The organism is Ruegeria sp. BHSB058, from assembly GCF_059613285.1.
The window spans coordinates 18,653-42,393 of the sequence record NZ_JBXWSF010000033.1; the positions used below are offsets into that span (position 1 = coordinate 18,653).

A 23,741-nucleotide genomic window follows, 5' to 3' on the forward strand; every position below is an offset into this window, starting at 1 on the left:
ATCGGGAAAATCACCCTGCTTCGCCAGCGCGCCGTTTGCTGCGCATGGCAAAGGGCGTAATGCCAAAAACGCTTTTGTAGACCGCCGAAAAACCGTTGGGGAACCCACAAGCCAGCCCGATTTCATGGATGCTCATCGTCGTGTTCAGCAGCAGATTGTTGGCCTTGGCAAGACGCAATTCCCTGTAGTACCCGTTCGGTGTCGCCCCCAAATAGGTTCTGAACTTGCGTTCAAGAGATCGGTTCGACAGGTCCAGCGCAGCAACAATTTCGTTGATCGGTACCGGTTCTTCGATATTGGCTTGCATGATCTCCAGAGCCTGATCCAGTTTACTGTCACCTGTTTCGCTCGTCCGGACACCGGAATATGGCTGCATCGAGCCGAAGTCGCGAATATGTTCGTGCAGCATCACGTTCGCGACCGTCATTTTGGCCGCTCCCGAAACATGGCGACCAATCAAGGCCAAGGCGATATCCACGGTCGACCCCATACCAGCGCAGGTGACAACGGGCCCATGTTCGGTGGCGATGGAATACTTGGCGACAAACCCGCTGCCACGTTCGCTCAAAAACGATGCGTTCTCCCAGTGGGTCGCGTGATCCTGCGCCCCTTTGTCCTTGATATACCGGCTTGCGGCCTCCGCCAGAAGAAAGACCTGCGCTCCACGATATGTGTAACCCGAAATCACCCGTGTCAGAGAAAGCGCGGGATTGTCCGGATCGGAGTTTCCGATGACGAAAACATAGTCGGCATCTGGCTGGGTTGGGATCGGCGTCGTCTCGACAAACGCATCGGATCGACTGCGCACGACACCGCCATCCAGTGATCTATAGGCCCATTGAAATGGAGGTTGCGGGCAAACGCGATTAGCAATTCTTATGACGTCGACAATCCCCGCCACTTCGATCAATACAAAGCCGTCCGCAACGACGATGTCGATCTTCCATTTTTTGGGGACCGTATTGTCTTTTCGTCTTGCCGGTCTGGCTGTCACAAGCCTGCCCTCACGCAATCTTGTGGCCCGCAGCGCGGAGGCGGTGAGCTAGTGCTTCGATATGATCCGGGCCGACCTCACAGCAACCACCGACAATCGTGGCGCCTTGCACGATCCAGCCCATTGCGAGTTCGGCATAGGCCGCCGGGTCTAGGTCCTGGCGCTGTTCCAGTGCATCCACTGTTGGTTCATCTTTCAGGAATCCTTCAGAGATGCGGGTAAACCCGTTGGCGTAGGCCCCGTATGGCTTTCCCATCGTCTTGAGGATATCTAGCGCTGCCGCGATAGCCTCGGGAGGCGAACAGTTGATCAGGACGGCTTCAGGGTCGAACCGCGCGACCAGCGGGGCAATATTGCCCAGTGGTTCGCCTGAGCGCAGGCGGGTGCCATCATCATCCATGACTGTGAGCGCCAGCCAGACCGGTTTTCCGCATTCATGTGTTCCGCGTAGCGCACCATCGGCCTCTTGAACCGAAGATACGGTTTCGATCAGAAAAAGATCGACACGTTTCGACATAAGCACCACCAGTTCTCTGAACTTCTCTGCTGCCTCGGCAGGATCAGGGTTCAGATCAGGGCGATATGAGGCCAGCAATGGTCCCAGCGAACCAGCTATACGACTGCCCGTGACATCGCGCGCACGTTCTGCCTGCGTCAAAGCTGTGTTGATCAGTGCCGGCATCTGATCCTCCAATCCGACGCGGACAAGACGCGAACGGTGGACTGCGTATGTGTTGGTTGTCGCCACAGTCGCACCGCGCCTGAAATAATCAGCATGCACATCACCTACCAGGTTCGGATGATCGATCATCACACGCGTGGACCAAAGCGGAGTTGCCCGGTTACCGCTGCGCTTGACCAGTTCTTGACCAATGGATCCGTCCAGAAGCGTTATTTCAGCCATGATTGACCTCTTTATGGAATGAGAACAATTTTTCCGGGAAGGGATTTGGATTGAAATTCCTCCTGCGCCTGGAGGATGTCACGCAGAGGATAGGTTTTTGAAACAACCGGCCTAATCCGACCTTCATTCATGAGCGAAACGAGACGTCCAAAGACTTCAGGCGCCTGATGCGTGCAGCCATGAATGGTGATGTCGCGCAGATAGATGTCGCGCAAATCCGCTTCGACAATCGGCCCAGCGATCGCACCCGATACAGCATAGTGCCCACCCGGTTTTAGGGACAGAATTAGTCCGGGCCAGGCAGGGCCACCAACAACGTCGATCACCACTTCGAACGTGTCATTCGGCAAAGCGCTATCGCGGTCGAGAGTCTCTGCAGCGCCCTGGTCCCTGACAATGCGGGCCTTGGCCGGACTGGTCACGCCACATACTGTGGCACCCCGAAGAGCAGCAAGTTGCACGGCGGCGAGGCCGACACCACCTGATGCGCCGGTGACCAAGACCTTATGTCCCGCCGTGACGCCAGCGCGGGTCAGCAAGTTCTCCGCCGTGCCGAACGCACATGGGATCGCCGCAATCTCGACATCCGTCAGCGGAGAGCCCGAGACGTCATACAGGTCATCAGACTCGACGAGGCAATATTCAGCAAATGCTCCGTCTATTTCAGAACCCAGCGCGATATAACCCCAAGGCGCACCGGGACGGGGGCGCGGAAGGTTGACCGGGCATGTAACGCGTTGCCCAGCGCGAAATCGCTCTGCACCAGGACCGACTTCCTCGACGATGCCGCATAGATCACCGCCCTGAATGCGAGGAAAGTTCAACGCTCCTCCCCATCCACCTTCCTCGACTTCTTGGTTCACTTCGTTGGTGGCCCCGGTTACATTCGAAGAATACCAACCCACCCTCGTGTTGATATCGGTATTGTTCACCGCCGCTGCGGCGACGCGTACAAGAACCTGTCCCGGCCCGGGGGTCGGGACAGATATATCATCGCGCCATTCCAACGCCTCTGGCCCACCGTGCCGGGTGAGATATATACCTTGCATGCGCCGGGTCATCATTCTCTCCTATGTCTTGGTGAGCCGACATTAGCACATCAGGCGCGCAACCGTTCGTTGGCAGGGTCCCAAAGTGGTTGGTCTTCCTGAACCACGGCGCGGCATTTCTGGCCATAGATTTCCACCTCAAGCTCGGTCCCGGGCACCGCAAGTTCAGAGCGAACCATACCCAAGGCAATCGAGGCATTCACTCGATAGCCCCAGGCCCCTGATGTGGTTTCCCCTACGATCTGACCGTCGTGCCAGATGCAGGACATATACGGTGCATCTGCGTCATCCGCTTCCACGATCAGGGTCACGAAGCTTTTACTTACCCCTTGCTGTTTTTCATTCTGGATTGCAGCCTTGCCAACGAAGTCCTGTGGCTTGTCGAGTTTCACGAACCGTTCAAGACCTCCCTCGAGCAACGAGTAGTCGGTGGACAGATCACCTTTCCACGCCCTGTACCCTTTTTCGACGCGCAGCGAGTTCAGAGCGTACATGCCAAACGGTTTGGCTCCCGCACCAAGGATAGCCTCATAAATGGCGGGCTGGTTCTCATTGAGGCAATGCACCTCCCATCCCAATTCGCCAGCAAAGGAAACACGAACCAGACGGCAGGGTTGCCCGGCCAAAACTGCATCCTGATGCGTCAGCCAACCCATGGACAGATCCGCTTTGGCCCCAATTTGCTCCAGTAGGTCCCGAGCTTTCGGGCCGCTCACGATCATGGTTCCCCAGTCACGAGTATGGTCGGTCAGACTGACTCCCGCAGGCAAGTTGCCTTTCAGCAACTCGAAATCATGCCATTGGGCTGCACCCGCGGTGATCATGGTGAAGTGGTCCTCGGAATGGCGCATACAGGACATTTCCGTCAAAATGCGGCCCCGGCTATCCGAGAAATAGACTAGGTTCATCCGGCCGACTTTCGGAAGGCCACCTGTGATCAAGCCCCGCAGGTAGTCCGCCGCACCTGTGCCTTCGAGATTGAAGCGGGAAAACCCCGGAAGATCGAGTACCCCGACAGAGTCGCGCACGGCCTCGCATTCTTCCTTGATGCGTTGCGCCCACGGGCCGGAGCGTCCCCAAGTGCGGGTTGATTCAAGTGAGATATCGTCACCCGGCTGCGCAAACCAATTGGCGCGTTCCCATCCGTTGAACGCCCCCATCACACCACCAAGGTCTTTCACCCTTGCATGAACCGGGCTGAGTTTCTTGTCACGCCCAGCGGGCCATTCGTGATACGGGAAATGCATGGCGTATTCGTTGCCATAGACTTCCAGGCCCTTCTGGTTGCAGTAGTTCTGATCAGTATAGTCCGTGTAACGACGTGGGTCGACGGCCCACATGTCCCATTCGGTGTGACCATCGACGATCCATTCGGCCAATACCTTACCAGCACCGCCACCTTGAGCGATGCCAAAGGTGAACACGCAGGCCTCGAAGGCGTTTTTGACTCCCGGCATCGGGCCAATCAGCGGCAGGCCATCCGGAGCATATGGAATGGGGCCATTAATCACACGGGATACACCTGCCGTGCCAAGCGCCGGAACGCGTTCCATTGCATCGGTTACGATATCCTCGATCCGGTCAAGGTCGTCATTCCATAGCTGAAACGAGAAGTCTTCGGGCATCGGGTCGTCCTCAGACATCCAGTGCCCCTTGCAATTGGGTTCATATGGACCGAGGTTGAAACCGTTCTTTTCCTGCCTCAGGTAGTAGGAGATATCCACGTCGCGCAGCAACGGCAGCTTTTTCCCAGACTCCTTTGTATAGGCCTCGATCTCAGAAATCTCTTCACTTAGCAGGTACTGGTGGCTCATCACCATCATGGGCACAGTGCGCCCGCCATAGGGTTTGAACCACTCGCCCACTCGCTGGGCATAGTAACCAGCGGCGTTCACCACATAATCACAAGCGATGTCGCCTTTTTCAGTGTGCACCATCCATGAGCCATCATTGTTCTGCGTAACGCCAGTGGCCGGGGTGAAACGCAAAATTCTTGCACCCATGTCGCGCGCGCCCTTGGCCAGCGCCTGCGTCAGCTGAGCGGGATCGATGTCACCGTCATGCGGATCATAGAGCGAGCCTACAATGTCATGGGTTTCGAGGAAAGGATACCGCGCCTTGGTTTCTTCCGGGCTGAGGATCTCGATATCCATACCCTGATACCGACCCATGGCAGCGGCGCGCTGGAACTCCTGCATCCGCTCCTTGCTGTGCGCCAACCGGATAGACCCAGTTACATGATAGTTCATCGGATAATCGACTTCTTCACCCAAGCGCGAATACAGCTCTGTCGAGTAGCGTTGCATATTCATGATCGCCCAGGAGGTCGAAAACGTCGGTACGTTCCCGGCGGCATGCCATGTAGACCCGGCGGTCAACTCGTTTTTTTCGAGCAGAACGCAGTCAGTCCAACCTTTCTTGGCCAGATGGTAAAGCGAGGAGGCCCCCACAACACCGCCACCTATGATGACCACGCGGGCTTTCGTCGGAAAATCACTCATAGTTCTAAGTCCCTGTCATTGCGCCTGTTGAGGCAAGTTGTCCGTGATGTCGTAATAATCCCCTTTGTCGGCCACAAAGATGTGCCGCGCGAGGACAAGCCCGGTGGGCGCGTCCAGCGCACCCATCGAGATCGAAATCGTGTCCTCGTCATTGTGCTGCCAGAAGAGGAACGTACCGCATTTACTGCAGAACCCGCGTTTTGCGGTATCCGATGCGCGGAACCAGCCGAGTGCGTGGGAAATGCTGAACGTCAAGTTATCTTGATGCGTCGAGGTCGATGCCCAGACATGCCCTGACTGCTTGCGGCACTGACTGCAATGGCAAACCGAAGGCGGGGAAAGCTCTCCGTCGATGTTGAAGGAAACCGAGCCGCACAAGCAGGAGCCAGTTTGCATTGCGTTATCCTCTAGCTGCAGGCGCGGCACTGGTCCCCAGCAACACACCATAGATGATGAAACAGGTGGCCATGATCCGGCGCACCCAGACGTTAAAGACGGCACCAATGGCGGCCTTGCCCATCAGAGCGCCCAACAGGGTAAAGCCGGTATAGCTGAGGGTGGTTATCGCCAGAGCAGTGGGTACGATGACCACCATTTGCTGCCAGATCGGTACATCCGGTTGAACGAACTGCGAAAAAGCCGCCAGGTATCCCGCTACGCTTTTTGGGTTGATCGTGGCAATTGCCAGCGCATGTATATAGACGTGGCGAGCCGGGCGTTCGTCTGCGCGAACGGGCGTTTTGGCAGTCATCCAGCCCCGCACCCCTAGCCATATCAGAAAACCGGCTCCGATCAGTTTGGCGACAAAAAAACCGGTCGGAGATGCCGCGATAAGCGCGGTCACTCCAAGCGCCGACAGGATCAGAAAAGCACTGGCCTGAGTCAGGATTGCAAGCACACCAAGCATTGCCTTTACGAAAGGCAGACTCATTCCGTTTGAGATGCAATTGACCGCATTCGGCCCCGGTGTGGTGACAAAGACCACCCAGAACAGTGCAAATACCGTCCAAGCATCGAAACTCATCAATACACCGGTGGGGCGATGACCCAGACGGCCACGGCGGGTTCGTCATAGGGATTGGCCCATTGATAGGGTTCATGTTTGATCCGGAAGCTGTCGCCGGGACCAACGGTAAAGGCGCGGTTGCCGATAATCAGATCCAGCCGACCCGAAACCATATATCCGACCTCCTGCGTTGGCCGGTTGGCTGGGGTCTGCATCCGCGAACGGGGCCGGAAGGTCGAATGCACCATTTCAAAGTCATCTGTCAGATCAGGAGAAAGCAGTTCTTCGATCAGCCCTTCCTCACCAGAACCCATCGGGCGGCGCGACCCGGCGCGGACGACATATCCCTGCTCGTCTTTAAGTGCCGCGGAATGGGCGAAAAGCATCGACATCGGCACGCCTAGACATGCCGCAATCTGGCGCAGATCCGAGATCGAAGGTTCGGACTTGTCGCGCTCTACCTGGCTGAGCCAACCAACCGAACGGTTAAGACGCCTCGCGATCTCGGTCAGCGTCAAGCCACGCGCCTTGCGCAAGGCGCGGATATCGGCCCCGAGTGTGGCGCTGTGACGGGCTTGCGTGTTCAAAAAACCGCTCCGAATCTCGTGAAATTTCTACTCACTTTTTCACGATGCCGCAGGTTCGTGAAATTTCCAAGAGATTTTTCATTTGATGGCCGGGGCCCGATTGGCTATGTCCGCCTAATGTGGATTGCAGTGATGTATCTATGGGCCGTCAACCTGTTGACCTTACTGGCCTTCGGCTGGGACAAATTGCGCGCAGGCCGTCGCAAGCGTATTTCCGAGCGCACTCTGTTATGGCTGGCGGTGATCGGTGGTAGCCCTGGGGCGGTTTTGGGAAGATGGGTTTTCCGCCACAAGAGCCGCAAACGTAGGTTCACAGTTTGGCTGATTGCGATCGTTGCCGCACAGGTGGTGGGATATGTCTGGTTAACCGAAGGTAAGCCGCCTTTTTTTCCCTGACACTGGTTGGCAGCGTGACTTACGAACGAGAAAAAACCCGAGACAGGATCGATGACAGGGCCTCGGCATCTTTTGTCGTAAACGCATCTGGCTGATCACTGTCGATATCAAAAACCGCGATGACTTCACCGCTTCCGTTGCGCACCGGCAAAACCAACTCGGACCGGGTCGAAGATGCGCATGCAATATGCCCGGGGAAGGCATCTACATCGGGAACTATAAGCACTTCTCCAGTCCGCGCTGCGGCACCGCAAACGCCACGATCGAAAGGAATGGCAAGACAGCCATGGCCGCCCTGATAAGGGCCAATCTTGAGCAGTTTAGGTTCCGTAACACGATAAAATCCCGTCCAATCGAAGCGGTCGTCGGCATGATGCACCTCACAGGCGACGGTGGCCATCAGCGCCACTTCATCGGTTTCGCCTTCGGTGAGGGCGGCGATGGTTTTTGCAAGAGAGGCGTAGTCGGCGTTCATGATTGTTTTCTTTCAACAATGCCGGGGGCGTTGCCCCCGGAATATTTGGAAAAAGATGAATGGTCAAATGCGCTCAACGGCGATGGCCGTGCCTTCACCACCACCAATGCATATAGCTGCCACCCCGCGTTTGAGGTTTCGTTTCTCCAACGCGTTCAGAAGCGTCACGATTATGCGTGCTCCCGAGGCCCCAATCGGGTGCCCCAAGGCGCAGGCGCCGCCGTTTACGTTTATGATTTCACGCGGCAAGCCCATTTCTCTCATGAAGGCCATGGGAACGACGGCAAAAGCCTCGTTGACTTCCCACAGATCAACATCGTCCTTGTTCCAGCCGATGCGATCGAGAAGCTTCTTCGCAGCCGGTACGGGTGCGGTGGTGAAAAGACCCGGCGCCTGAGCATGGCTTGCATGCCCAACAATACGGGCCCGCACGGCCAAGCCTTGAGCCTCGGCCGCCTCGGCAGAAGCCAGAACCAGTGCGGCAGCCCCATCAGAGATGGACGATGAATTCGCAGCCGTCACAGTACCGTCCGAGCGGAAGGCCGGTTTCAGAGAGGGTATCTTGTCCGGACGCGCGGATTTTGGCTGTTCGTCGGCGTCGCAAATCACTTCTCCATTGCGCGTTTTCACAGTCACGGCGGTGATTTCGCCATTGAATGCCCCGTTATCCTGGGCCTTTAGCGCGTTGGAGAGGGATTGAAGCGCATATTCGTCCTGCGCCTCACGGGTGAACTGATAGGTTTCAGCGCAATCCTCGGCGAAAGTTCCCATCAGGCGGCCCTTGTCATAGGCATCCTCGAGGCCATCAAGGAACATGTGATCCACAACCTGTCCGTGGCCAATCCGGGCACCACCACGCATTTTGGGCAGAAGATATGGTGCATTGGTCATGCTTTCCATCCCACCCGCGATCATTGTATCGGCGTGTCCCAGCGCGATCCGGTCAAAAGCCATCATGGCCGCCTTCATACCCGACCCGCACATCTTGTTGAGCGTAGTCGCGGGCACCTCTTCGCCCAGACCGCCAGCAAAGCCTGCTTGCCGTGCCGGGGCCTGCCCTTGCCCAGCGGGCAAAACGCAACCCATCAGAACCTCATCCACTGTACATGCCCCCGCACCTTGCAGAGCGGCGCGGATCGCAGCCCCCCCAAGATCGGCGGCGGAAACGCCGCCAAACATACCCTGAAACCCGCCCATAGGTGTCCGTGCAGCCCCAGTAATAACAACAGCCTTCATTTTAGATATTCCTCCTGATCCAGGGACTTGAATACCGAATGGTAAGATTTGACGTCTAGCGTATTTCTACGCAAGGATTTCGCTTTTTAGGGGGCAGGTATGGGGCTAACCAGCACTGCGGCGGGAAACGTTCAGGTGATCACCGTGCACGCGGATCGTATTGATGCGGCGATGGCGATCCAGTTCAAAGAAGATATGCGCAACGAGACGGAAAGTGGCGCAGAGTATGTGATCCTTGATCTGACTGCCGTCGAATTTATAGATTCCAGCGGGTTGGGTGCCATTGTGGCCTCAATGAAGCAACTTGGGGGCGAACGCCGTCTGGATCTGGTCGGACTGTCGCCGATGGTAGAAAAGGTCTTTCGTTTGACGCGCATGGATACGGTTTTTGTCCTTTTTCCCAACCTGGACAGCGCCTTGGCAGAAGCAGCAGTATCCCGATAGCCGGAGGCAAACGTTTTGAAGCGCGCGTCCGACGGAAATTTTTTTGAGCTGGCGTTTCTTGCCACCGAGACCGAAGCCAGCGCCGGAATATCAGCGCTAGCTGCCCATTTTCGTTCCCTTGGGCTTTCCGAAGAGCATGCAGGCGAGGTTCGAATTGCCCTGACCGAAGCAATCAACAATGTAGTGGAACACGCATATGCTGGCGTCGAGCCGGCTCAGGTTCGAATAAACTGTCGTCAAACACAGGATCGCCTGGATATCCTTGTTTCCGATACCGGGAATCCGTTGCCCGGCGGCAAAGTCCCCTTGGGAGAGCCCGCAGATGTAGATACCTGCCTGCAGGAACTACCCGAGGGTGGGTTTGGCTGGTTTCTGATTCGCCAAATTGCCAACGATATCAAGTACGAGCGCAAACAAGGGTATAACCGCTTGTCCTTACGCTTTGATATGCCCCAAAACTTCCACCCTTCGCCATAATAAAGTCAAGGTCACAACATTGTCCCGCCGCAAACTTGGACGAACCTGATCATGTAGCTCAAGATAGCTTCCCTCGGCGCCATGCGTCACAGCCCCCACCAGTGAGCGGCGCCGAGGAACACCCCCCTAAAAACTGTTATTGGACTTTCTGCCAACACAGCCTAACTTCCGCACGTTCGACAGGAAGAGGCGAAAAATGCGTGATTTTCACCAGCCGGGGCGATCCGAAGTTCTGGCAACTGAAGGGATGTGTGCAACGTCTCATCCACTCGCAACGCAAGCCGCATTGGACATTCTCAAAATTGGCGGCAATGCGATGGACGCTGCAATAGCGGGAGCGACTCTTTTAGGCATCTGTGAACCGCAAATGACGGGGATCGGCGGTGATTGCTTTGTCTTGTTCAACCGTTCGGGCAACTCAGTTGTTCATGCCCTGAACGGATCCGGCAGATCAGCAAATGCATCCAGCGCTCGAGATCTGCGCAATTGCGGCTATAGTTCAATGCCTTTGTACAGCCCTCATGCTGTGACTGTACCCGGTGCTGTCGATGCGTTCTGCCACCTTTCGGAAACCGAAGGTCGCTTGGGCCTGGACAGGTTGCTACAGCCGGCAATCCACTATGCCGAGGCAGGAGTTCCCGTCGCACCCAGAGTCGCGTTCGATTGGGGTTTGGGATCCGGAAACTTGCAAGGCGCTGGTCGGCACTTTTATTTGGTCGGCGGAAAAAGCCCAGTAATAGGTCAGTTGTTTCGCGCTCCCCAACAGGCCGAAGTCTTGCGCCGAATCGCGCGTGGCGGGAAAGAGGCCTTTTATAGCGGCGAAATTGCCGAAGACATGGTCTCCTCGCTCAACGCTTTGGGTGGAGTACACACGCTTGAAGATTTCGCCAACACTCGCTGCATCCAAACAACTTCCGTAAGCACCATCTATAAAGACGTCGAACTAGTTGAACACCCACCAAACGGCCAAGGGGCGACGGCACTTTTGCTGCTAAACATCCTCAGCCATTTCGATCTGGCATCGATGAACCCGTTGGGTTGCGAACGCGTGCATATCGAAGCCGAAGCAACAAAACTCGCCTATGACGCACGCAACCGCTTCATTGCCGATCCGGATAGCACTGAGCGGCTGGAACATATGCTTGCCCCGGAAACCGCCTCAAAACTTGCGAGCCTGATCAACGCCACTAAAGTATTACCACCGGTGAAGTCTCTGACCGAGGCGATTCACAAGGATACGGTGTATATCACCGTCGTGGATCGGGACCGCATGGCCGTGTCACTGATTTATTCGATCTATCACAGTTTCGGATCTGGCATTGCGTCAGACAAATTTGGCATATTGCTGCAAAACAGAGGCGCTGGCTTCAATCTGACCGCCGGCCATCCGAACGAGTTAGGCGGCGGTAAACACCCTATGCACACCATCATCCCCGGAATGCTGCGCGAGAATGGTCGGGTAACAATGCCATTCGGCGTCATGGGCGGCGCCTATCAGCCAACGGGTCATGCCCGGTTCGTTACAAACCTCACCGATGCCGGCATGGGTTTGCAGGAGGCCATTGCAGCGCCTCGGGCATTTGCCGACAGCGGTGTTCTAAAAATCGAACGTGGATATCCGAATGAAGTGAAACAACAGTTGACCGATCTAGGGCACAAGATCGAGACGCCCGAAGCACCGCTCGGGGGTGCTCAGGCCATTCGAATTCGAGATGATGGTGTCCTGGAAGGCGCCAGCGATCCGCGAAAAGACGGTTGCGCACTGGGATACTGATGCCAAAAAACGCTGCTGGACTTTCAATTTAGTTGGAAATGAAGCGGGTAAGCCCCGTCCCGAAATGGGCCAAACATATCCGGGATGTCCGGGTGATCGACAGGTTCCCCGGACCAGTCTTCGATCAGGTTCTGTTCGGAAACATAAGCAACGTAATAAGACTGATCGTTCTCGGCGAGAAGATGATAGAATGGTTGCTCTTTCGCCGGTCGGCTGTCCTCGGGAATCGCTTGATACCATTCTTCAGTGTTAGAAAATTCTGGATCAACGTCAAAAACCACCCCTCGGAAAGGGTGCTTTTTATGACGAACCACTTGTCCAAGGTGGTATTTTGCGTGTGTTTTCAACATTACTTGGCCCCCAAAGTCATTTTTACCCTTAACGCATCGCAAAAGTCCAATACTTGCTCAGAAATCGCAGGAAACAGTCTGTGAACTCTGACTTTACAGTTATCCCCACAGGTTGTTGCCACGTCAATTTTTCCTTTGCGCCATCAACTGTTGTACTCATTCCACAACTGAGGTGGAGATACACCAAATTGCACTGTTGAAGGACCCTTCATAACCGAATGTGATTTCATCGCGTCGCGAGTTGCGCTATCATCTGAAAAAAAGGCAAGAGGCAGATGAGCAGATCTCTTTGCGCACTATTGGCGGTGCTGATGCTAGCGTCGTGCAGCGGTGGGTCCAAGACTCCTCCGCGCAATCTCAATGACGCTTGCAGCATTGCAAGAGAGCGCCCCGACTATATCAAAGCTTTCAAATCGACCGAACGCAAATGGGGTGTCCCGGTCCATGTTCAGATGGCAACCATCTATCAGGAAAGCCGTTATCGCGCTGACGCCCGCACGCCGCACAAGTTCGTTCTGGGCGTGATCCCGATGGGGCGGCAGAGCAGTGCTTATGGCTTTAGCCAAGCTTTGGACGGAACGTGGGAACAGTACCAGAAGGAAACCGGAAAACGGCGTGCAAAGCGGAACCGTATTCGAGACGCGTCCGATTTCATGGGTTGGTACATGAACAAAAGCTGGGAAAAGAACGGCATCCACCCCAGTGATACGCGAAACCAGTATCTGGCCTATCACGAAGGCCATGCCGGTTACGCACGCGGAAGCCACAATGGCAAATCCTGGTTGTTACGCGTCGCCGACGACGTTGATTCCCGTGCCGACCTGTACCGTCAGCAATTGACAGGTTGCCGATACTAGCCCTTGATGCAGCGCGCTTCAGCGATTGCCCGAGACGCGCGGTTCTCCGTCGATGAATAGGTTCTGGTTCAGGCTGTTTCCCGTTGTCAGCGGCCCCAGGATCACGGTCGTTCGTGCTCCGCCACTGTCATGCACGACCCATTTGCGCAGCTCCACCGGATCGCTCGTGAACATCAGTTCAATCTTGCCGTAATCCGGATTTTCCGGATCCTGCGCTGTAACAACGGTCGCGGTGCCGTCGAATTCATGTCCTACGACCATGTTGGCTCGACCAAGATCCACGGTCGGGGCCAGAACGATGGACAGTGGCGTTCGCCTGAGCGGGTACTGCTCGGGCGGTTGGTTGGATTTGGGATCGTGGATGATCACCGATCCGCCTTTGGCCAACACCACTGCTCGCTCGGGCGGGTCGTATTCGAACCGCATCCGACCCGGACGCTGCAACCACAACTTTCCAGTGCTTAGGGAAGCATCATCATTGACTTGGGTGAATGTGGTTTCAACAGTTTTCAAGCTGTTGAGGTAGTTCGAAATGTCTGCAAGCGGCAGTTTGTCTGCGGCCCAGGCCACTGGGGCCAGTAAGGAAAATGCAAGGGCATAAGCGATCTGTTTCATAGTGATCAGATAAGTGTTCTGCCCTCGCTTTGGAATGCCCTATTGTTCTGGCACCAGAATTTCGCGCTTGCCGACATGGTTGGCCGGCGAAACTATGCCTTCGTCCTCCATCTGCTCGACCAGCCGAGCAGCCTTGTTATAGCCGATAGCAAGCTTTCGCTGGATGTAGGAGGTCGAACATTTGCGATCCTTGATCACGATCGCAACGGCTGTGTCGTAGAGCGCATCTTCACCATCGGTGTTGCCGCCGGTATTCAGACCCAGAACTGCGTCGATGTTGTCTGCCTTTTCCTCGTCCGGGCCTTCAACCACACCACCCACATAATCGGCTGGGCCAAATGCTTTCAGGTGGTTGACGACCTCTTCGACCTCTTCATCCGACACGAACGGTCCATGGCAACGAGTTATCTTGGCCCCACCAGCCATATAGAGCATATCGCCCTGCCCCAACAGTTGCTCGGCGCCCATTTCGCCTAGAATGGTACGGCTGTCGACCTTTGAGGTTACCTGAAACGAAATCCGAGTGGGGAAGTTGGCCTTGATTGTGCCGGTGATGACGTCGACAGACGGGCGCTGCGTCGCCATAATCAGGTGAATACCCGAGGCGCGCGCCATTTGCGCCAGACGTTGGATGCAAGCCTCGATTTCCTTGCCTGCGACCATCATCAGGTCGGCCATCTCGTCGACGATGACAACGATATATGGCATGGCCTTGGGTTCGAACTGTTCTGTCTCGAAAATCGGCTCGCCGGTTTCCTCGTCAAATCCAGTTTGGACAGTACGGCTGAACATCTCACCTTTGGACAGCGCGTCCTTCACCCGACCATTATAGCCCGCGATGTTGCGCACGCCCATCTTGGACATCTTGCGATACCGATCCTCCATCTCGCCCACGACCCATTTCAAGGCAACGACCGCTTTTTTCGGATCGGTCACAACAGGACTTAGCAGATGCGGAATGCCGTCATAAACCGAAAGCTCCAGCATCTTGGGATCGATCATGATCAGGCGGCATTCGTCTGGCGTCAGCTTGTAGAGCAGCGACAGGATCATGGTGTTGATCGCCACCGACTTACCCGACCCCGTGGTCCCGGCAATCAGCAGGTGGGGCATCTTGGCGAGGTTGGCCACAACCGAACCGCCACCGATGTCTTTGCCCAGCGCCAACGGCAAAGCATGATTTCCGTCTCCAAAATCCCGGCTGGCCAGGATTTCCCTCAACACCACCATTTCGCGATTGTCGTTGGGTAGTTCGATCCCGATGACCGAGCGGCCCGGCACGGTCGAGACCCGCGCTGAAAGCGCCGACATCGAGCGTGCGATGTCGTCTGCCAAACCGATAACGCGGCTAGCCTTGAGGCCCGGCGCTGGTTCCAGCTCGTACATGGTGACGACGGGACCGGGGCGGACGCTGACGATCTCTCCTTTCACCCCATAATCGTCGAGCACGTTTTCCAGCATCCGCGCGTTTTCCTCAAGCGCTTCGTCGCTGAGGTGATGGCGCTGGATGTTTGCCGGGTTGGACAGCAGGTTGAGCGGCGGCAGCTCAAAATCAGCAGCGTTGTCTTCAAAGGACAGCGCCGGTTGCGCCTCGGCCTGCGCCCGACGCGAAGGTTGTGGCACACGGCGGACGGGTTGTGCCACGACGGGTTTGCGTGGCTCTGCAATCGGGATCGGCATACGAGGAGTAGAGGGTGAAACTTCCGACTCTTCGTCGATCATCGGTTCATCGGCAAAATCGTCATAGGTTTCGACCACATGCTCGTGACCGGCTTGATCCCAACCCGGCTCAAAAGCATTCAGCGCTGGTTCCATCGGCAATGTTACACCTGCAGTCAGCGGCGGCTCGGGTGGCAGTTCGCCACCCCGGTTCACATTCAGGATCAGTGGATCCGGCCCACGCCCACGCCCTTTGGTCAGCGGCCTGTTTGGATCTGGTTCAGGCTCCATCGAACCGGTGGCAACCTGCCGGTTCCGCACAGCCGCGGCAATCTTGGATCGAATACGGTCGTCCCCGGGCATCTCGTCATAACCCTGTACCGGTACGGCTTCGACCAGTTCAGGTTCTGGCATTGGGTCGGGGCGACGGATCAGGCCCGGCATGCGTGCCAGCAGTCCAGATTTCGGAGTGCGTTCCGCCTGAGGGGGATGGGCATAGCCTTCTTCAAAAAACTCTTCCGAAAATGCTGTGTCGTCATCAATTGAATGGTTGATCACAGCGCGCACTGCAGCGCGTCCATCGGCCCATTGCGCCCGACGGTCCCGTGCCGCCCGCGCCGTCGCCTGTGCCCCGCGCCCTATGAGTGCCATCAGCATGTCGTAAGTCATCACCAGGCCCAGCAGAAACGCCCGGAAACCGCGTCTTACGTCGGCCATAGTGAAACCGAGAACAAACACACCCAGCGTCAACATGCCTGCGGCCATCGCAAGCGACATCATCTTGACCATGAAGTGCGACGAGATGGGTAACAGCGTCAGCAGCGCACCCATCACGGTATCCCCGAACAGCCCGCCAAGGCCAAAGCTGTGCGTTGTGCGCCATGCATCACCCGGAACAAGTGTCGCAGCATAGACGGATACGATCGCAATCCAGATCGGAGCAAAGATCAGGCGTGCGATGGCCCGGTCTTCGCCCGAATGAACTGCAAACCGAACGCCCCAGCCCGTCAGCACCAGAGCGACGCCCCAGCTGCCCCAACCCACAATCATGAACAACGGTGCTGCGATGGACGCACCCGCTCGTCCCATCCAGTTCTGAACCGGCGCGTCTGTCGATACCATCCAGTTCGGGTCGTCCGGTGTATAGGAAACGATCATCGCAGCGGCAGCCAACCCCAGCAGGATCAATACGATCCCGATCAGTTCCTTGCCACGCCTTTCGATTGCCGCCTGCATCTTGCTGTCCAGCAACGGATCGCGACTGCGCGTGTTGTATGATGCCATGCTACCCTCGTACCTCACGAATAGATGCAGTCGCGGAGTGTGATCAGCCCCTGCTGCAACTCTGTTTTTGGGGCCACCATCGCGACCCTGATATACCCCTCACCCGGGTTTTGCCCCGACTTACCTTGGGCGAGATAAGCACCCGGCAGCACCCGGACACCCGTCTCCCTCCAAAGCTTCAGCGCTACCTGTTCACCATTGTCCACAGGAAGCCATAAAAAGAACCCGGCCTCGGGAGGCATATAGCCCTGCACACCCTCAAAAACCTCGTCGGCGATGCGATACTTCTCTTGATAAAGCCCCCGGTTTTCCAAAACGTGCACCTCGTCGGCCCAAACTCGCGCCGCCGCCGCCTGTAAGGGAGATGGTAAGGGTGCGCCCGAATAGGCCCGCAACTGCTTGACTTTCTTGATCGTCTCCGGCCCACCGGCGATCAACCCCGAACGCAATCCGGCAAGGTTCGACCGCTTCGACAACGAGTTGAAGAGCGTGATCCTCTCGGGGTCTGCTCCCAACTCCTGCGCGACCGTCAGAACGCCGGTAGGAGCATCGTCGCGGTAAATTTCGGAATAACATTCGTCGGCAAAAATGCGGAAATCGAAATGTTCAGCCAGCCGGATCAGCTCGGCCCAATAGTCACGCGACGCAACCGCTCCCTGTGGGTTGGCAGGCGAGCAGATATAGGCAATAGTGGTTCGGTTCAGCACCTCCTCGGGCAGACTGGCATAGTCCGGCAGATGCCCCGTGGCAAAGGTTGCCGGAACAAACCACGGCTCGGCCCCAACCGAGATCGAGGCGACCATGTAAACCTGATAAAACGGGTTTGGACACAAGACTACAGGTCGCTGGCCGTTTTTCTGCTCTGGACACAGCGCCATGGCAGTGTTGTACAACCCCTCACGCGTTCCATTCAGCGCCATCACGTTGGTGTCGGGGTTCATCGAAACACCGTAGCGACGTCCGATCCAATCGGTGATCGCAGCCCTCAGTTCCGGTGTCCCGTCGTTATCTGGGTATCCCTGAAACCCGGCGGCGTTTTCCACAATCACATCCGTAACCCATTGAGGAAACGTATGTTTTGGCTCTCCTATTGTCATATGCACAATATCGCCACCCGGCTCGTGATGATCGAGCAGGGCACGCAGGCGTGGGAATGCATATGCCGGTAGGTTCGAAAACCGCTCGGGGAAATCCATCATTACTGCCTCAATATCGGGATCGTTGATCGCCCCGTTTGACATCAAGTTACATACCCCCCCCCAATACGTCCAGCTAAAGCGATGTCAAAACAGGTAATTGTGGCATTCAGGTCAAAGCTGATTCAGCCGCCGCTCCAAGTCGCAACAACATCTCTTCGGAATTCGGGTGCCCCAACAACATCAGACCACAACCCGGTGTTCCGGTTGGCAAAGTCAGTGCAGAAAGCCCCATCAAGTTGCCAATGCGCGTATTGCGCAGCGCCAACAGGTTTTCCGTCACGTAGTAGTCATGGTCATTCATCAACCGTTCCAAATTTGGCGGCGTGATCGGGGCCGTTGGCGCCAACACCGCATCAAATCCTGAGGTCGCGGCATCCCAGGCGGCCCGACAGTTTTCCAGCTTGGACCAAGCCGCAACATAATCTGGACCCGAGAAGTTTTTTCCTTGCCTAAAACGGTCCAGTATTTCAGGGAACATAACCTCGGGATTGGTTTCAATCACATCGCGCCAAAGGCCATAGGCCTCGGCGGTGTAGAGCGCGCCGGACAGTGGCATGGCTTCCTGCAATTCCGGCACCTCCAGAGGCACGACTTGCGCCCCAGCCTCCGCCAACCGGCGCAAAGACTCTTCGTAGGCCGCGCGCGGCGCTTCCCGCAGGTTATCCAGCGCCACGGTTTGCAGGCTTGCAAACCTGCGTCCTTTCAAAATTGCCCCCCGCAGATCGGCGGGCGATCCGTTTTCAAGTAGAGCCAGCATCTGCGCCGCATCCTCGACAGATCGTGCCAGCGGGCCAATCGTGTCGAATTTCAGACACAGTGGTACAACGCCTTCCAGGCTCAGCCGACCCGCCGTGGTTTTCAAGCCGACCAAATCGTTCCAGGCCGCCGGTATTCGCACCGATCCGCCTGTATCGGAACCGATCCCACAAGCCGCGAGGCCCCAGGCAACCGATGCCGCCGCACCCGACGAAGACCCACCAGGAACCGCCGTCTCGTCATGGATGCACGGTGGCGTACTCGTGATCGGGTTCAATCCTAGTCCAGAAAAGGCCAACTCGCTCATATGCGTCTTGCCCAAACAGACCGTGCCCATCGCGGTTGCGTTCCGCATCACCACCGCATCGGTCTCCGGCACCCGATTTTTCAGCAGCGCCGACCCGGCCTCGGTCGCCGTGCCCGCCGTATCGAACAGATCTTTCCAACTGATGGGCACTCCATCCAGCAAAGACCGGCGCAAACCGAATTTGGCGCGATTCCTGGCTTCCTTTGCTTCAGCTCGGGCGCGGTTATGGGTCACCTGGGCATAAATTCGATTGCTATGAGGATGTGCATCAATGGCGGACAGGTAAACCTCTGTCAGTTCGACAGGATCAATAGAGCCGCCGTCGATTCCCCTTCCCAAATCACTTGCTGTCATTGTCAGCCAGTCTTGCATCGCACCCTCCCAATATCTTTCGGCGACGGTAGCGACAGGACACCCCATGGACAATCCCGTTCGCGCGCGCATATTGCAGGCCATGAAAGATGTTTCCGATATCCTGATCGTCGGCGGCGGCCTGAATGGCCCCGCTTTGGCTTTGGCGCTGGCGCAAACCGGACACTCGGTCTCTCTGGTAGATGCACTGGCCGAGGATATCAGGCAAGATGCGGCCTTTGACGGGCGTGCCTATGCGCTCGCTTTGGCCTCGCAGCGGTTGCTCCGGACCATCGGTGTTTGGGATCGAGTGGCGCAGCAAGCCCAACCAATGTTGGAAATCAAAGTCACCGATGGCCATGCCGGGGCCGGCCCTTCGCCTTTCTTCATGCATTTCGATCATGCCGAGATCGAGGAAGGCCCGATGGGCTATATGGTCGAAGACCGCTATCTACGGCGGGCTTTTCTCCAAGCCGTCGCCGAAGAGGGCCGGATCACCCAGATCAGCGGAAGTGTCGTCACGTCTCAGGAAACCGACCCTGATGGCGCCACCGTAACATTGGATGATGGCACCGAATTGCGCGGCAAACTGCTGGTGGGTTGCGACGGGCGTCGTAGTGGAACTGCACAGCGCGCAGGCATCAAGCGAACCGGCTGGAATTATGGGCAGACGGCGCTTGTCTGCGCCATCTCTCATGAGCTGCCGCATCACGGCGTCGCGCATCAGTTCTTCATGCCACCAGGGCCTCTGGCCATTTTGCCGTTGAGCGGAAACCGAAGCTCCATTGTCTGGAGCGAGCGCTCCGAGACGGCGAAACGGATCAACGCGATGTCCAAATCAGACTATCTGCAGGTTCTGCGTCCCAGGTTCGGTGATTTCTTGGGTGAGATCAGCCTCGAAGGCGACCGGTTCACCTACCCCCTGAACCTGACCATCGCAAATTCATTCATCAGCGAGCGCTTGGCGCTTGTGGGAGACGCCGCGCATGGAATGCATCCGATCGCGGGTCAGGGCCTCAATGCGGGTCTGCGCGATGTGGCCGCATTGGCCGAAGTTCTGACACTGGCGGCACGACGCGGGGAAGACATCAGCGCCACACTGGTACTGGAGCGATACCAAGAATGGCGCAGGTTCGACACTGCGACGCTCGCGCTGGCAACCGATACTTTCAATCGGTTGTTTTCCAACGATAATCCGATCCTGCGCTTGGGGCGGGACATTGGCATGGGCATTGTAGGGTCATTGCCCGGATTGCGCCGTGGCTTTGTTCGCGAAGCCGCCGGATTAACCGGAGACTTGCCGAAACTTTTGCAGGGCCAGCCGATCTAGGATCACTGTCCTGATCACTCCAAAACCCGAGCCTCGTCCACCAGCATCACCGGAATGCCGTTTCGGATTGGAAATGCCAACCCTGCCGCCTTGGAGATCAGTTCCTGTCGCTCAGGTTCATATTCCAGCATCGTATGCGTCTGGGGGCAGATCAGTGCTTCGAGCATGCGGCGGTCGAATGAAGACAGGGTTTCGGTCATTGCAATGTTTCCTCGTTGGAGCCGCCGCGCAGGGCGAATTCGATCAATGTCACCAGCGTTTCCCGGCGTGTTGCCAGACAAGGAGCTTCCAGAAGTGCCTGCTTGTCCTCCGGGTCGAAATCCAAAAGCATCGACAACGAGTTGACCAGCAACTCATCGTCCGCGTCTTTCAGGGTTTCCCAGTCGGTTGATAACTGTCGGGCGGCAAAGAAGCGTTCCAGCAGTCGCAAAAACCGCGTCCTGTTGAATTCATGATCGCCTTCCGGACGGCCAAGATCACGCTCGAAGCCGTCCCAAGATACCGAACACCGACGATATGGAGCAAAGCCATCAAGTTCCGACTTGATCCGGAACCGGGACACGCCGGTCAACGTGATCAGATAGCGGCCATCCTCAGTTTCCGAGAATTGCGTGATCCGCCCTGCACATCCGATCAGATGCAGCTTATCCGCTTTGCTGTGGCAAGGATTTGGTTGCACCATGCCAATCAGCCGCTCGGACGTTTTGAGCGAGTCGTCCAGCATCTGCAGGTAGCGCGGCTCGAATATATGCAACGGTAACCGCGCCCGGGGCAGCAGCAGCGCGCCCGGAAGCGGAAATACGGACACCGTATCCGGCAGGTCGGCAGGGTGCATCATGTACCGAGTGTAGCTCTGAACCGAAATTAGGCAAATATCATCGAGCTGAGTTTCCGTCGGCCGTTCAGAACGATTGGGTCGTTGGGCTTGAGGGCATCGAAAATTGTGAAAAGCTGAGTCTTTGCAGCGCCATCATTCCATTCGCGATCTCTGCGAAACAGTTCAAGCAACTGCGCCACCGCTTCTTCGACATTGCCACTTGCGTGTAATGCCTGTGCCAGATCGAACCGCGCCTGATGGTTGTCTGGCTCAGACTCGACCGCCGCTCCGAGTTCCGCAACCGGACCAACATCGGCAGCTTGACGCGCTAATTGCAACTGAGCGTGCGCGGCATCAATCTCGGCCGAGTTCGAAATCTCGGCTGGAGCGCCATTTAAGATAGCCTCGGCCTGATCCAGATCGCCCATGGCGATATGGGCGCGAACAAGACCGCCATAGGCACCGGCATGGGCCGGATCTTCGCCCAATATGGCCGCAAAGGTTTGCGCAGCGTCGACGGCAGCACCTTCGGCCAACATCTCTTCGGCGGCCTGAACCGCCTCATCAAGCTGCCCGCCCGGGCTTTGGCCACCGGCCTTTTCGATTACCTTGTCAACAAATCCTTTGATCTCGGACCCGGGCAACGCGCCTTGGAATCCGTCAATTGGTTGGCCTTTGTGAAACGCATATACGGTCGGGATCGACTGAATGCGCATCTGCGCCGCGATTGTCTGGTTTTCGTCCACGTTGACCTTGACCATCTTCACAGCGCCCCTGGCTGCGGTCACAGCGTCTTCCAGTGCCGGACCGAGAGTCTTGCATGGGCCGCACCAGGGTGCCCAGAAATCAACGATGACCGGAACCTCTTGTGACGCTTCAACGACATCTGCCATGAACGTGGCTTCGGTTCCGTCCTTGATCAGATCGGTTGCGGCAGGCGCACCTGCGCCGTTCAGAATGTCCATGGTTTCAACTCTCCGGTTTGAACTTGGCTCCTATATGCCGCCGCGTAGTACGGAAACCAAGAGCAGAGTCGCATTCTTTGCATCATTCACAGATCGAAAGTTGCAAATACAGGCGCGTGATCACTTGGCTTTTCCCACCCACGCGCGTCACGCAAGATTCGACTTGAATGGCCTGAGTTTGAAATGTCCGGCGTGGCCCAGACATGATCCAGCCGCCGACCCTTGTCCGCCGCATCCCAGTCACGCGCACGGTAAGACCACCAACTATAAAGCAGCCCTTGCGGGATATCCTGTCGCGTGATGTCGACCCAGTTGCCCGCCTCTTGCGTCTCGGCCAGATGATCGACTTCGATTGGTGTGTGGGAAACGATCTTAAGAAGCTGCTTGTGCGACCAGACATCGTCTTCGCGCGGAGCAATGTTCAGGTCTCCCACCAGAATTGATTTTTCGGGTTTGTCGGCGCGGAACCAGTCGCGCATATCGGTCAGATAGTCCAGCTTCTGCCCGAATTTCTCGTTGGTCTCCCGGTCTGGTACATCGCCACCGGCCGGGACATAGAAATTGTGAATCGTCACACCGTTTTCCAATCGCCCAGCGATGTGCCGCGCATGGCCAAGCTCGGCAAAGTCCTTGTCGCCAATATCCTCGATTGGCAGGCGCGACAGGATGGCGACGCCATTATATCCTTTTTGTCCGCGGGCGATCATGTGGGTGTATCCCAGTTCAGCGAACCCTTCGGTCGGGATTTTTTCCACCGGTGATTTGCATTCTTGCAAACACAAGACATCAGGGGCTTCTTCCTGCAGCAGCTTCAGAACAATGGGCTCACGCAGGCGCACCGAGTTTATATTCCATGTGGCAACTGTGAAGGGCATCGGTAAACTCTCCTAAGGCAACACCAGGCAACCTATCGTGCTGATCACTGGGGTGCCACCTGAAATGGACAACAAAAAAACCCCGGCACGAGGCCGGGGTCAGTCCAACAGGGAGGTGCATGTCATGACCCGGACATGCGCGGGTTAGGTAGACCTTAAAGTTGCAATCAGGGTATCACTTTGATCGAAGTCAATCCACACTCAGTTATGAAACAAGTCGATATCCACCGGATTCTGTGACCAAAAGGCGAGCATTCGAGGGGTCTGGTTCGATTTTCTGCCGCAAGCGATAGATATGCGTCTCGAGCGTATGGGTTGTCACACCAGCGTTATACCCCCAAACCTCGTGTAAAAGGACATCGCGCGGAACGACGCCATCGGTCGAGCGGTACAGGAACTTCAGGATATTGGTTTCCTTCTCGGTCAGGCGAATCTTTCGCTCATCCTCGGTCAGCAGCATTTTCATGGCCGGTTTGAACGTATACGGCCCAAGCGCAAAAACCGCGTCCTCGGATTGCTCGTGCTGACGAAGC

25 protein-coding genes are annotated in these 23,741 nt (G+C 56.6%); 6 read left to right on the forward strand and 19 right to left on the reverse strand.

Annotated features, from left to right (window positions below; all coding sequences use genetic code 11):
* Positions 1-10 precede the first annotated feature (10 nt).
* Genes AC2FNB_RS10480 through AC2FNB_RS10510 form a run of 7 tightly spaced genes read right to left on the reverse strand, consistent with a single transcriptional unit; the run spans position 11 to position 7,041 of the window.
* Complete coding sequence (locus AC2FNB_RS10480) at positions 11-994, reverse strand: GlxA family transcriptional regulator (RefSeq protein WP_496746171.1); 984 nt, start codon at positions 992-994, stop codon at positions 11-13.
* Positions 995-1,004: 10 nt separating this feature from the next.
* On the reverse strand, positions 1,005-1,898 hold the full coding sequence (locus tag AC2FNB_RS10485; RefSeq protein WP_480750311.1) for a homocysteine S-methyltransferase family protein: 894 nt from the start codon (positions 1,896-1,898) through the stop codon (positions 1,005-1,007).
* A gap of 11 nt (positions 1,899-1,909) precedes the next feature.
* Positions 1,910-2,959 (reverse strand): alcohol dehydrogenase catalytic domain-containing protein, encoded by a 1,050-nt coding sequence (locus AC2FNB_RS10490; RefSeq protein WP_480750312.1) that lies wholly within the window; start codon positions 2,957-2,959, stop codon positions 1,910-1,912.
* A gap of 38 nt (positions 2,960-2,997) precedes the next feature.
* Positions 2,998-5,448, reverse strand: a complete 2,451-nt coding sequence (locus AC2FNB_RS10495; RefSeq protein ID WP_496746174.1) for a GcvT family protein — start codon at positions 5,446-5,448, stop codon at positions 2,998-3,000.
* Between the two features lie 15 nt (positions 5,449-5,463).
* Positions 5,464-5,844 carry a GFA family protein gene (locus AC2FNB_RS10500; protein WP_496746176.1) on the reverse strand — a complete coding sequence of 127 codons (381 nt, stop codon included), beginning with the start codon at positions 5,842-5,844 and terminating at the stop codon, positions 5,464-5,466.
* Positions 5,845-5,848: 4 nt separating this feature from the next.
* The gene (locus AC2FNB_RS10505) at positions 5,849-6,472 is read right to left on the reverse strand and encodes a LysE family translocator (protein ID WP_480750315.1); all 624 of its coding nucleotides are present in this window, start codon (positions 6,470-6,472) and stop codon (positions 5,849-5,851) included.
* Positions 6,472-7,041 carry a helix-turn-helix domain-containing protein gene (locus AC2FNB_RS10510; RefSeq protein ID WP_480750317.1) on the reverse strand — a complete coding sequence of 190 codons (570 nt, stop codon included), beginning with the start codon at positions 7,039-7,041 and terminating at the stop codon, positions 6,472-6,474. The genes AC2FNB_RS10505 and AC2FNB_RS10510 overlap by 1 nt, the downstream gene beginning before the upstream one ends.
* On the opposite strand from AC2FNB_RS10510, the gene AC2FNB_RS10515 reads away from it, so the two are divergent.
* Entirely contained in the window at positions 7,030-7,437 is a 408-nt protein-coding gene (locus AC2FNB_RS10515) for a DUF1294 domain-containing protein (protein ID WP_496746179.1), read from the forward strand. The genes AC2FNB_RS10510 and AC2FNB_RS10515 overlap by 12 nt on opposite strands.
* A 19-nt stretch (positions 7,438-7,456) precedes the next feature.
* On the opposite strand, the gene AC2FNB_RS10520 is transcribed toward AC2FNB_RS10515, so the two are convergent.
* Both AC2FNB_RS10520 and AC2FNB_RS10525 read right to left on the reverse strand, forming a co-directional pair.
* Positions 7,457-7,912 (reverse strand): GAF domain-containing protein, encoded by a 456-nt coding sequence (locus AC2FNB_RS10520; protein WP_480750320.1) that lies wholly within the window; start codon positions 7,910-7,912, stop codon positions 7,457-7,459.
* 63 nt (positions 7,913-7,975) lie between these two features.
* On the reverse strand, positions 7,976-9,148 hold the full coding sequence (locus AC2FNB_RS10525) for a thiolase family protein (RefSeq protein ID WP_496746180.1): 1,173 nt from the start codon (positions 9,146-9,148) through the stop codon (positions 7,976-7,978).
* A 99-nt stretch (positions 9,149-9,247) separates the two neighbouring features.
* Between AC2FNB_RS10525 and AC2FNB_RS10530 the strand changes: the two genes are divergently transcribed.
* The 3 genes from AC2FNB_RS10530 to AC2FNB_RS10540 all read left to right on the forward strand — a co-directional run bounded on the left by AC2FNB_RS10530 (position 9,248) and on the right by AC2FNB_RS10540 (position 11,843).
* Entirely contained in the window at positions 9,248-9,592 is a 345-nt protein-coding gene (locus AC2FNB_RS10530; protein WP_480750324.1) for an STAS domain-containing protein, read from the forward strand.
* A gap of 15 nt (positions 9,593-9,607) precedes the next feature.
* Entirely contained in the window at positions 9,608-10,069 is a 462-nt protein-coding gene (locus AC2FNB_RS10535) for an ATP-binding protein (RefSeq protein WP_496746181.1), read from the forward strand.
* Between the two features lie 196 nt (positions 10,070-10,265).
* The gene (locus AC2FNB_RS10540) at positions 10,266-11,843 is read left to right on the forward strand and encodes a gamma-glutamyltransferase family protein (RefSeq protein WP_496746183.1); all 1,578 of its coding nucleotides are present in this window, start codon (positions 10,266-10,268) and stop codon (positions 11,841-11,843) included.
* A gap of 23 nt (positions 11,844-11,866) precedes the next feature.
* Here AC2FNB_RS10540 and hspQ read toward each other — a convergent pair whose 3' ends face one another.
* Entirely contained in the window at positions 11,867-12,193 is a 327-nt protein-coding gene (hspQ, locus tag AC2FNB_RS10545) for a heat shock protein HspQ (RefSeq protein WP_480750327.1), read from the reverse strand.
* 275 nt (positions 12,194-12,468) lie between these two features.
* On the opposite strand from hspQ, the gene AC2FNB_RS10550 reads away from it, so the two are divergent.
* Positions 12,469-13,050, forward strand: a complete 582-nt coding sequence (locus AC2FNB_RS10550; RefSeq protein ID WP_480750329.1) for a transglycosylase SLT domain-containing protein — start codon at positions 12,469-12,471, stop codon at positions 13,048-13,050.
* An 18-nt stretch (positions 13,051-13,068) separates the two neighbouring features.
* Here the strand turns inward: AC2FNB_RS10550 and AC2FNB_RS10555 are convergent, their stop codons facing one another.
* From AC2FNB_RS10555 to AC2FNB_RS10570, 4 genes are all read right to left on the reverse strand, one after another.
* The gene (locus tag AC2FNB_RS10555) at positions 13,069-13,665 is read right to left on the reverse strand and encodes a LolA family protein (RefSeq protein WP_480750331.1); all 597 of its coding nucleotides are present in this window, start codon (positions 13,663-13,665) and stop codon (positions 13,069-13,071) included.
* Positions 13,666-13,704: 39 nt separating this feature from the next.
* The gene (locus tag AC2FNB_RS10560; RefSeq protein ID WP_496746185.1) at positions 13,705-16,608 is read right to left on the reverse strand and encodes a DNA translocase FtsK; all 2,904 of its coding nucleotides are present in this window, start codon (positions 16,606-16,608) and stop codon (positions 13,705-13,707) included.
* Positions 16,609-16,622: 14 nt separating this feature from the next.
* Positions 16,623-17,804, reverse strand: coding sequence for an aminotransferase class I/II-fold pyridoxal phosphate-dependent enzyme (locus AC2FNB_RS10565; protein ID WP_480750440.1), 1,182 nt, complete (start codon positions 17,802-17,804; stop codon positions 16,623-16,625).
* A gap of 109 nt (positions 17,805-17,913) precedes the next feature.
* Positions 17,914-19,242: an amidase gene (locus AC2FNB_RS10570; RefSeq protein ID WP_496746187.1), complete on the reverse strand. Its 1,329-nt coding sequence runs from the start codon at positions 19,240-19,242 to the stop codon at positions 17,914-17,916.
* 82 nt (positions 19,243-19,324) lie between these two features.
* On the opposite strand from AC2FNB_RS10570, the gene AC2FNB_RS10575 reads away from it, so the two are divergent.
* On the forward strand, positions 19,325-20,551 hold the full coding sequence (locus AC2FNB_RS10575; RefSeq protein ID WP_496746196.1) for an FAD-dependent monooxygenase: 1,227 nt from the start codon (positions 19,325-19,327) through the stop codon (positions 20,549-20,551).
* Positions 20,552-20,565: 14 nt separating this feature from the next.
* On the opposite strand, the gene AC2FNB_RS10580 is transcribed toward AC2FNB_RS10575, so the two are convergent.
* The 5 genes from AC2FNB_RS10580 to AC2FNB_RS10600 form a co-directional block, all read right to left on the reverse strand.
* Complete coding sequence (locus AC2FNB_RS10580; RefSeq protein ID WP_496746189.1) at positions 20,566-20,751, reverse strand: Trm112 family protein; 186 nt, start codon at positions 20,749-20,751, stop codon at positions 20,566-20,568.
* On the reverse strand, positions 20,748-21,389 hold the full coding sequence (locus AC2FNB_RS10585; RefSeq protein WP_496746191.1) for an LON peptidase substrate-binding domain-containing protein: 642 nt from the start codon (positions 21,387-21,389) through the stop codon (positions 20,748-20,750). The genes AC2FNB_RS10580 and AC2FNB_RS10585 overlap by 4 nt, the downstream gene beginning before the upstream one ends.
* A 26-nt stretch (positions 21,390-21,415) precedes the next feature.
* A complete protein-coding gene (trxA, locus tag AC2FNB_RS10590; protein WP_480750338.1) occupies positions 21,416-22,333 on the reverse strand; it encodes a thioredoxin in 918 nt (305 codons plus the stop codon).
* Between the two features lie 86 nt (positions 22,334-22,419).
* Positions 22,420-23,208: an exodeoxyribonuclease III gene (locus AC2FNB_RS10595; RefSeq protein ID WP_480750340.1), complete on the reverse strand. Its 789-nt coding sequence runs from the start codon at positions 23,206-23,208 to the stop codon at positions 22,420-22,422.
* A 205-nt stretch (positions 23,209-23,413) separates the two neighbouring features.
* A partial coding sequence (locus tag AC2FNB_RS10600; RefSeq protein WP_496746194.1) for a winged helix-turn-helix domain-containing protein occupies positions 23,414-23,741 on the reverse strand: 328 nt, incomplete at its 5' end.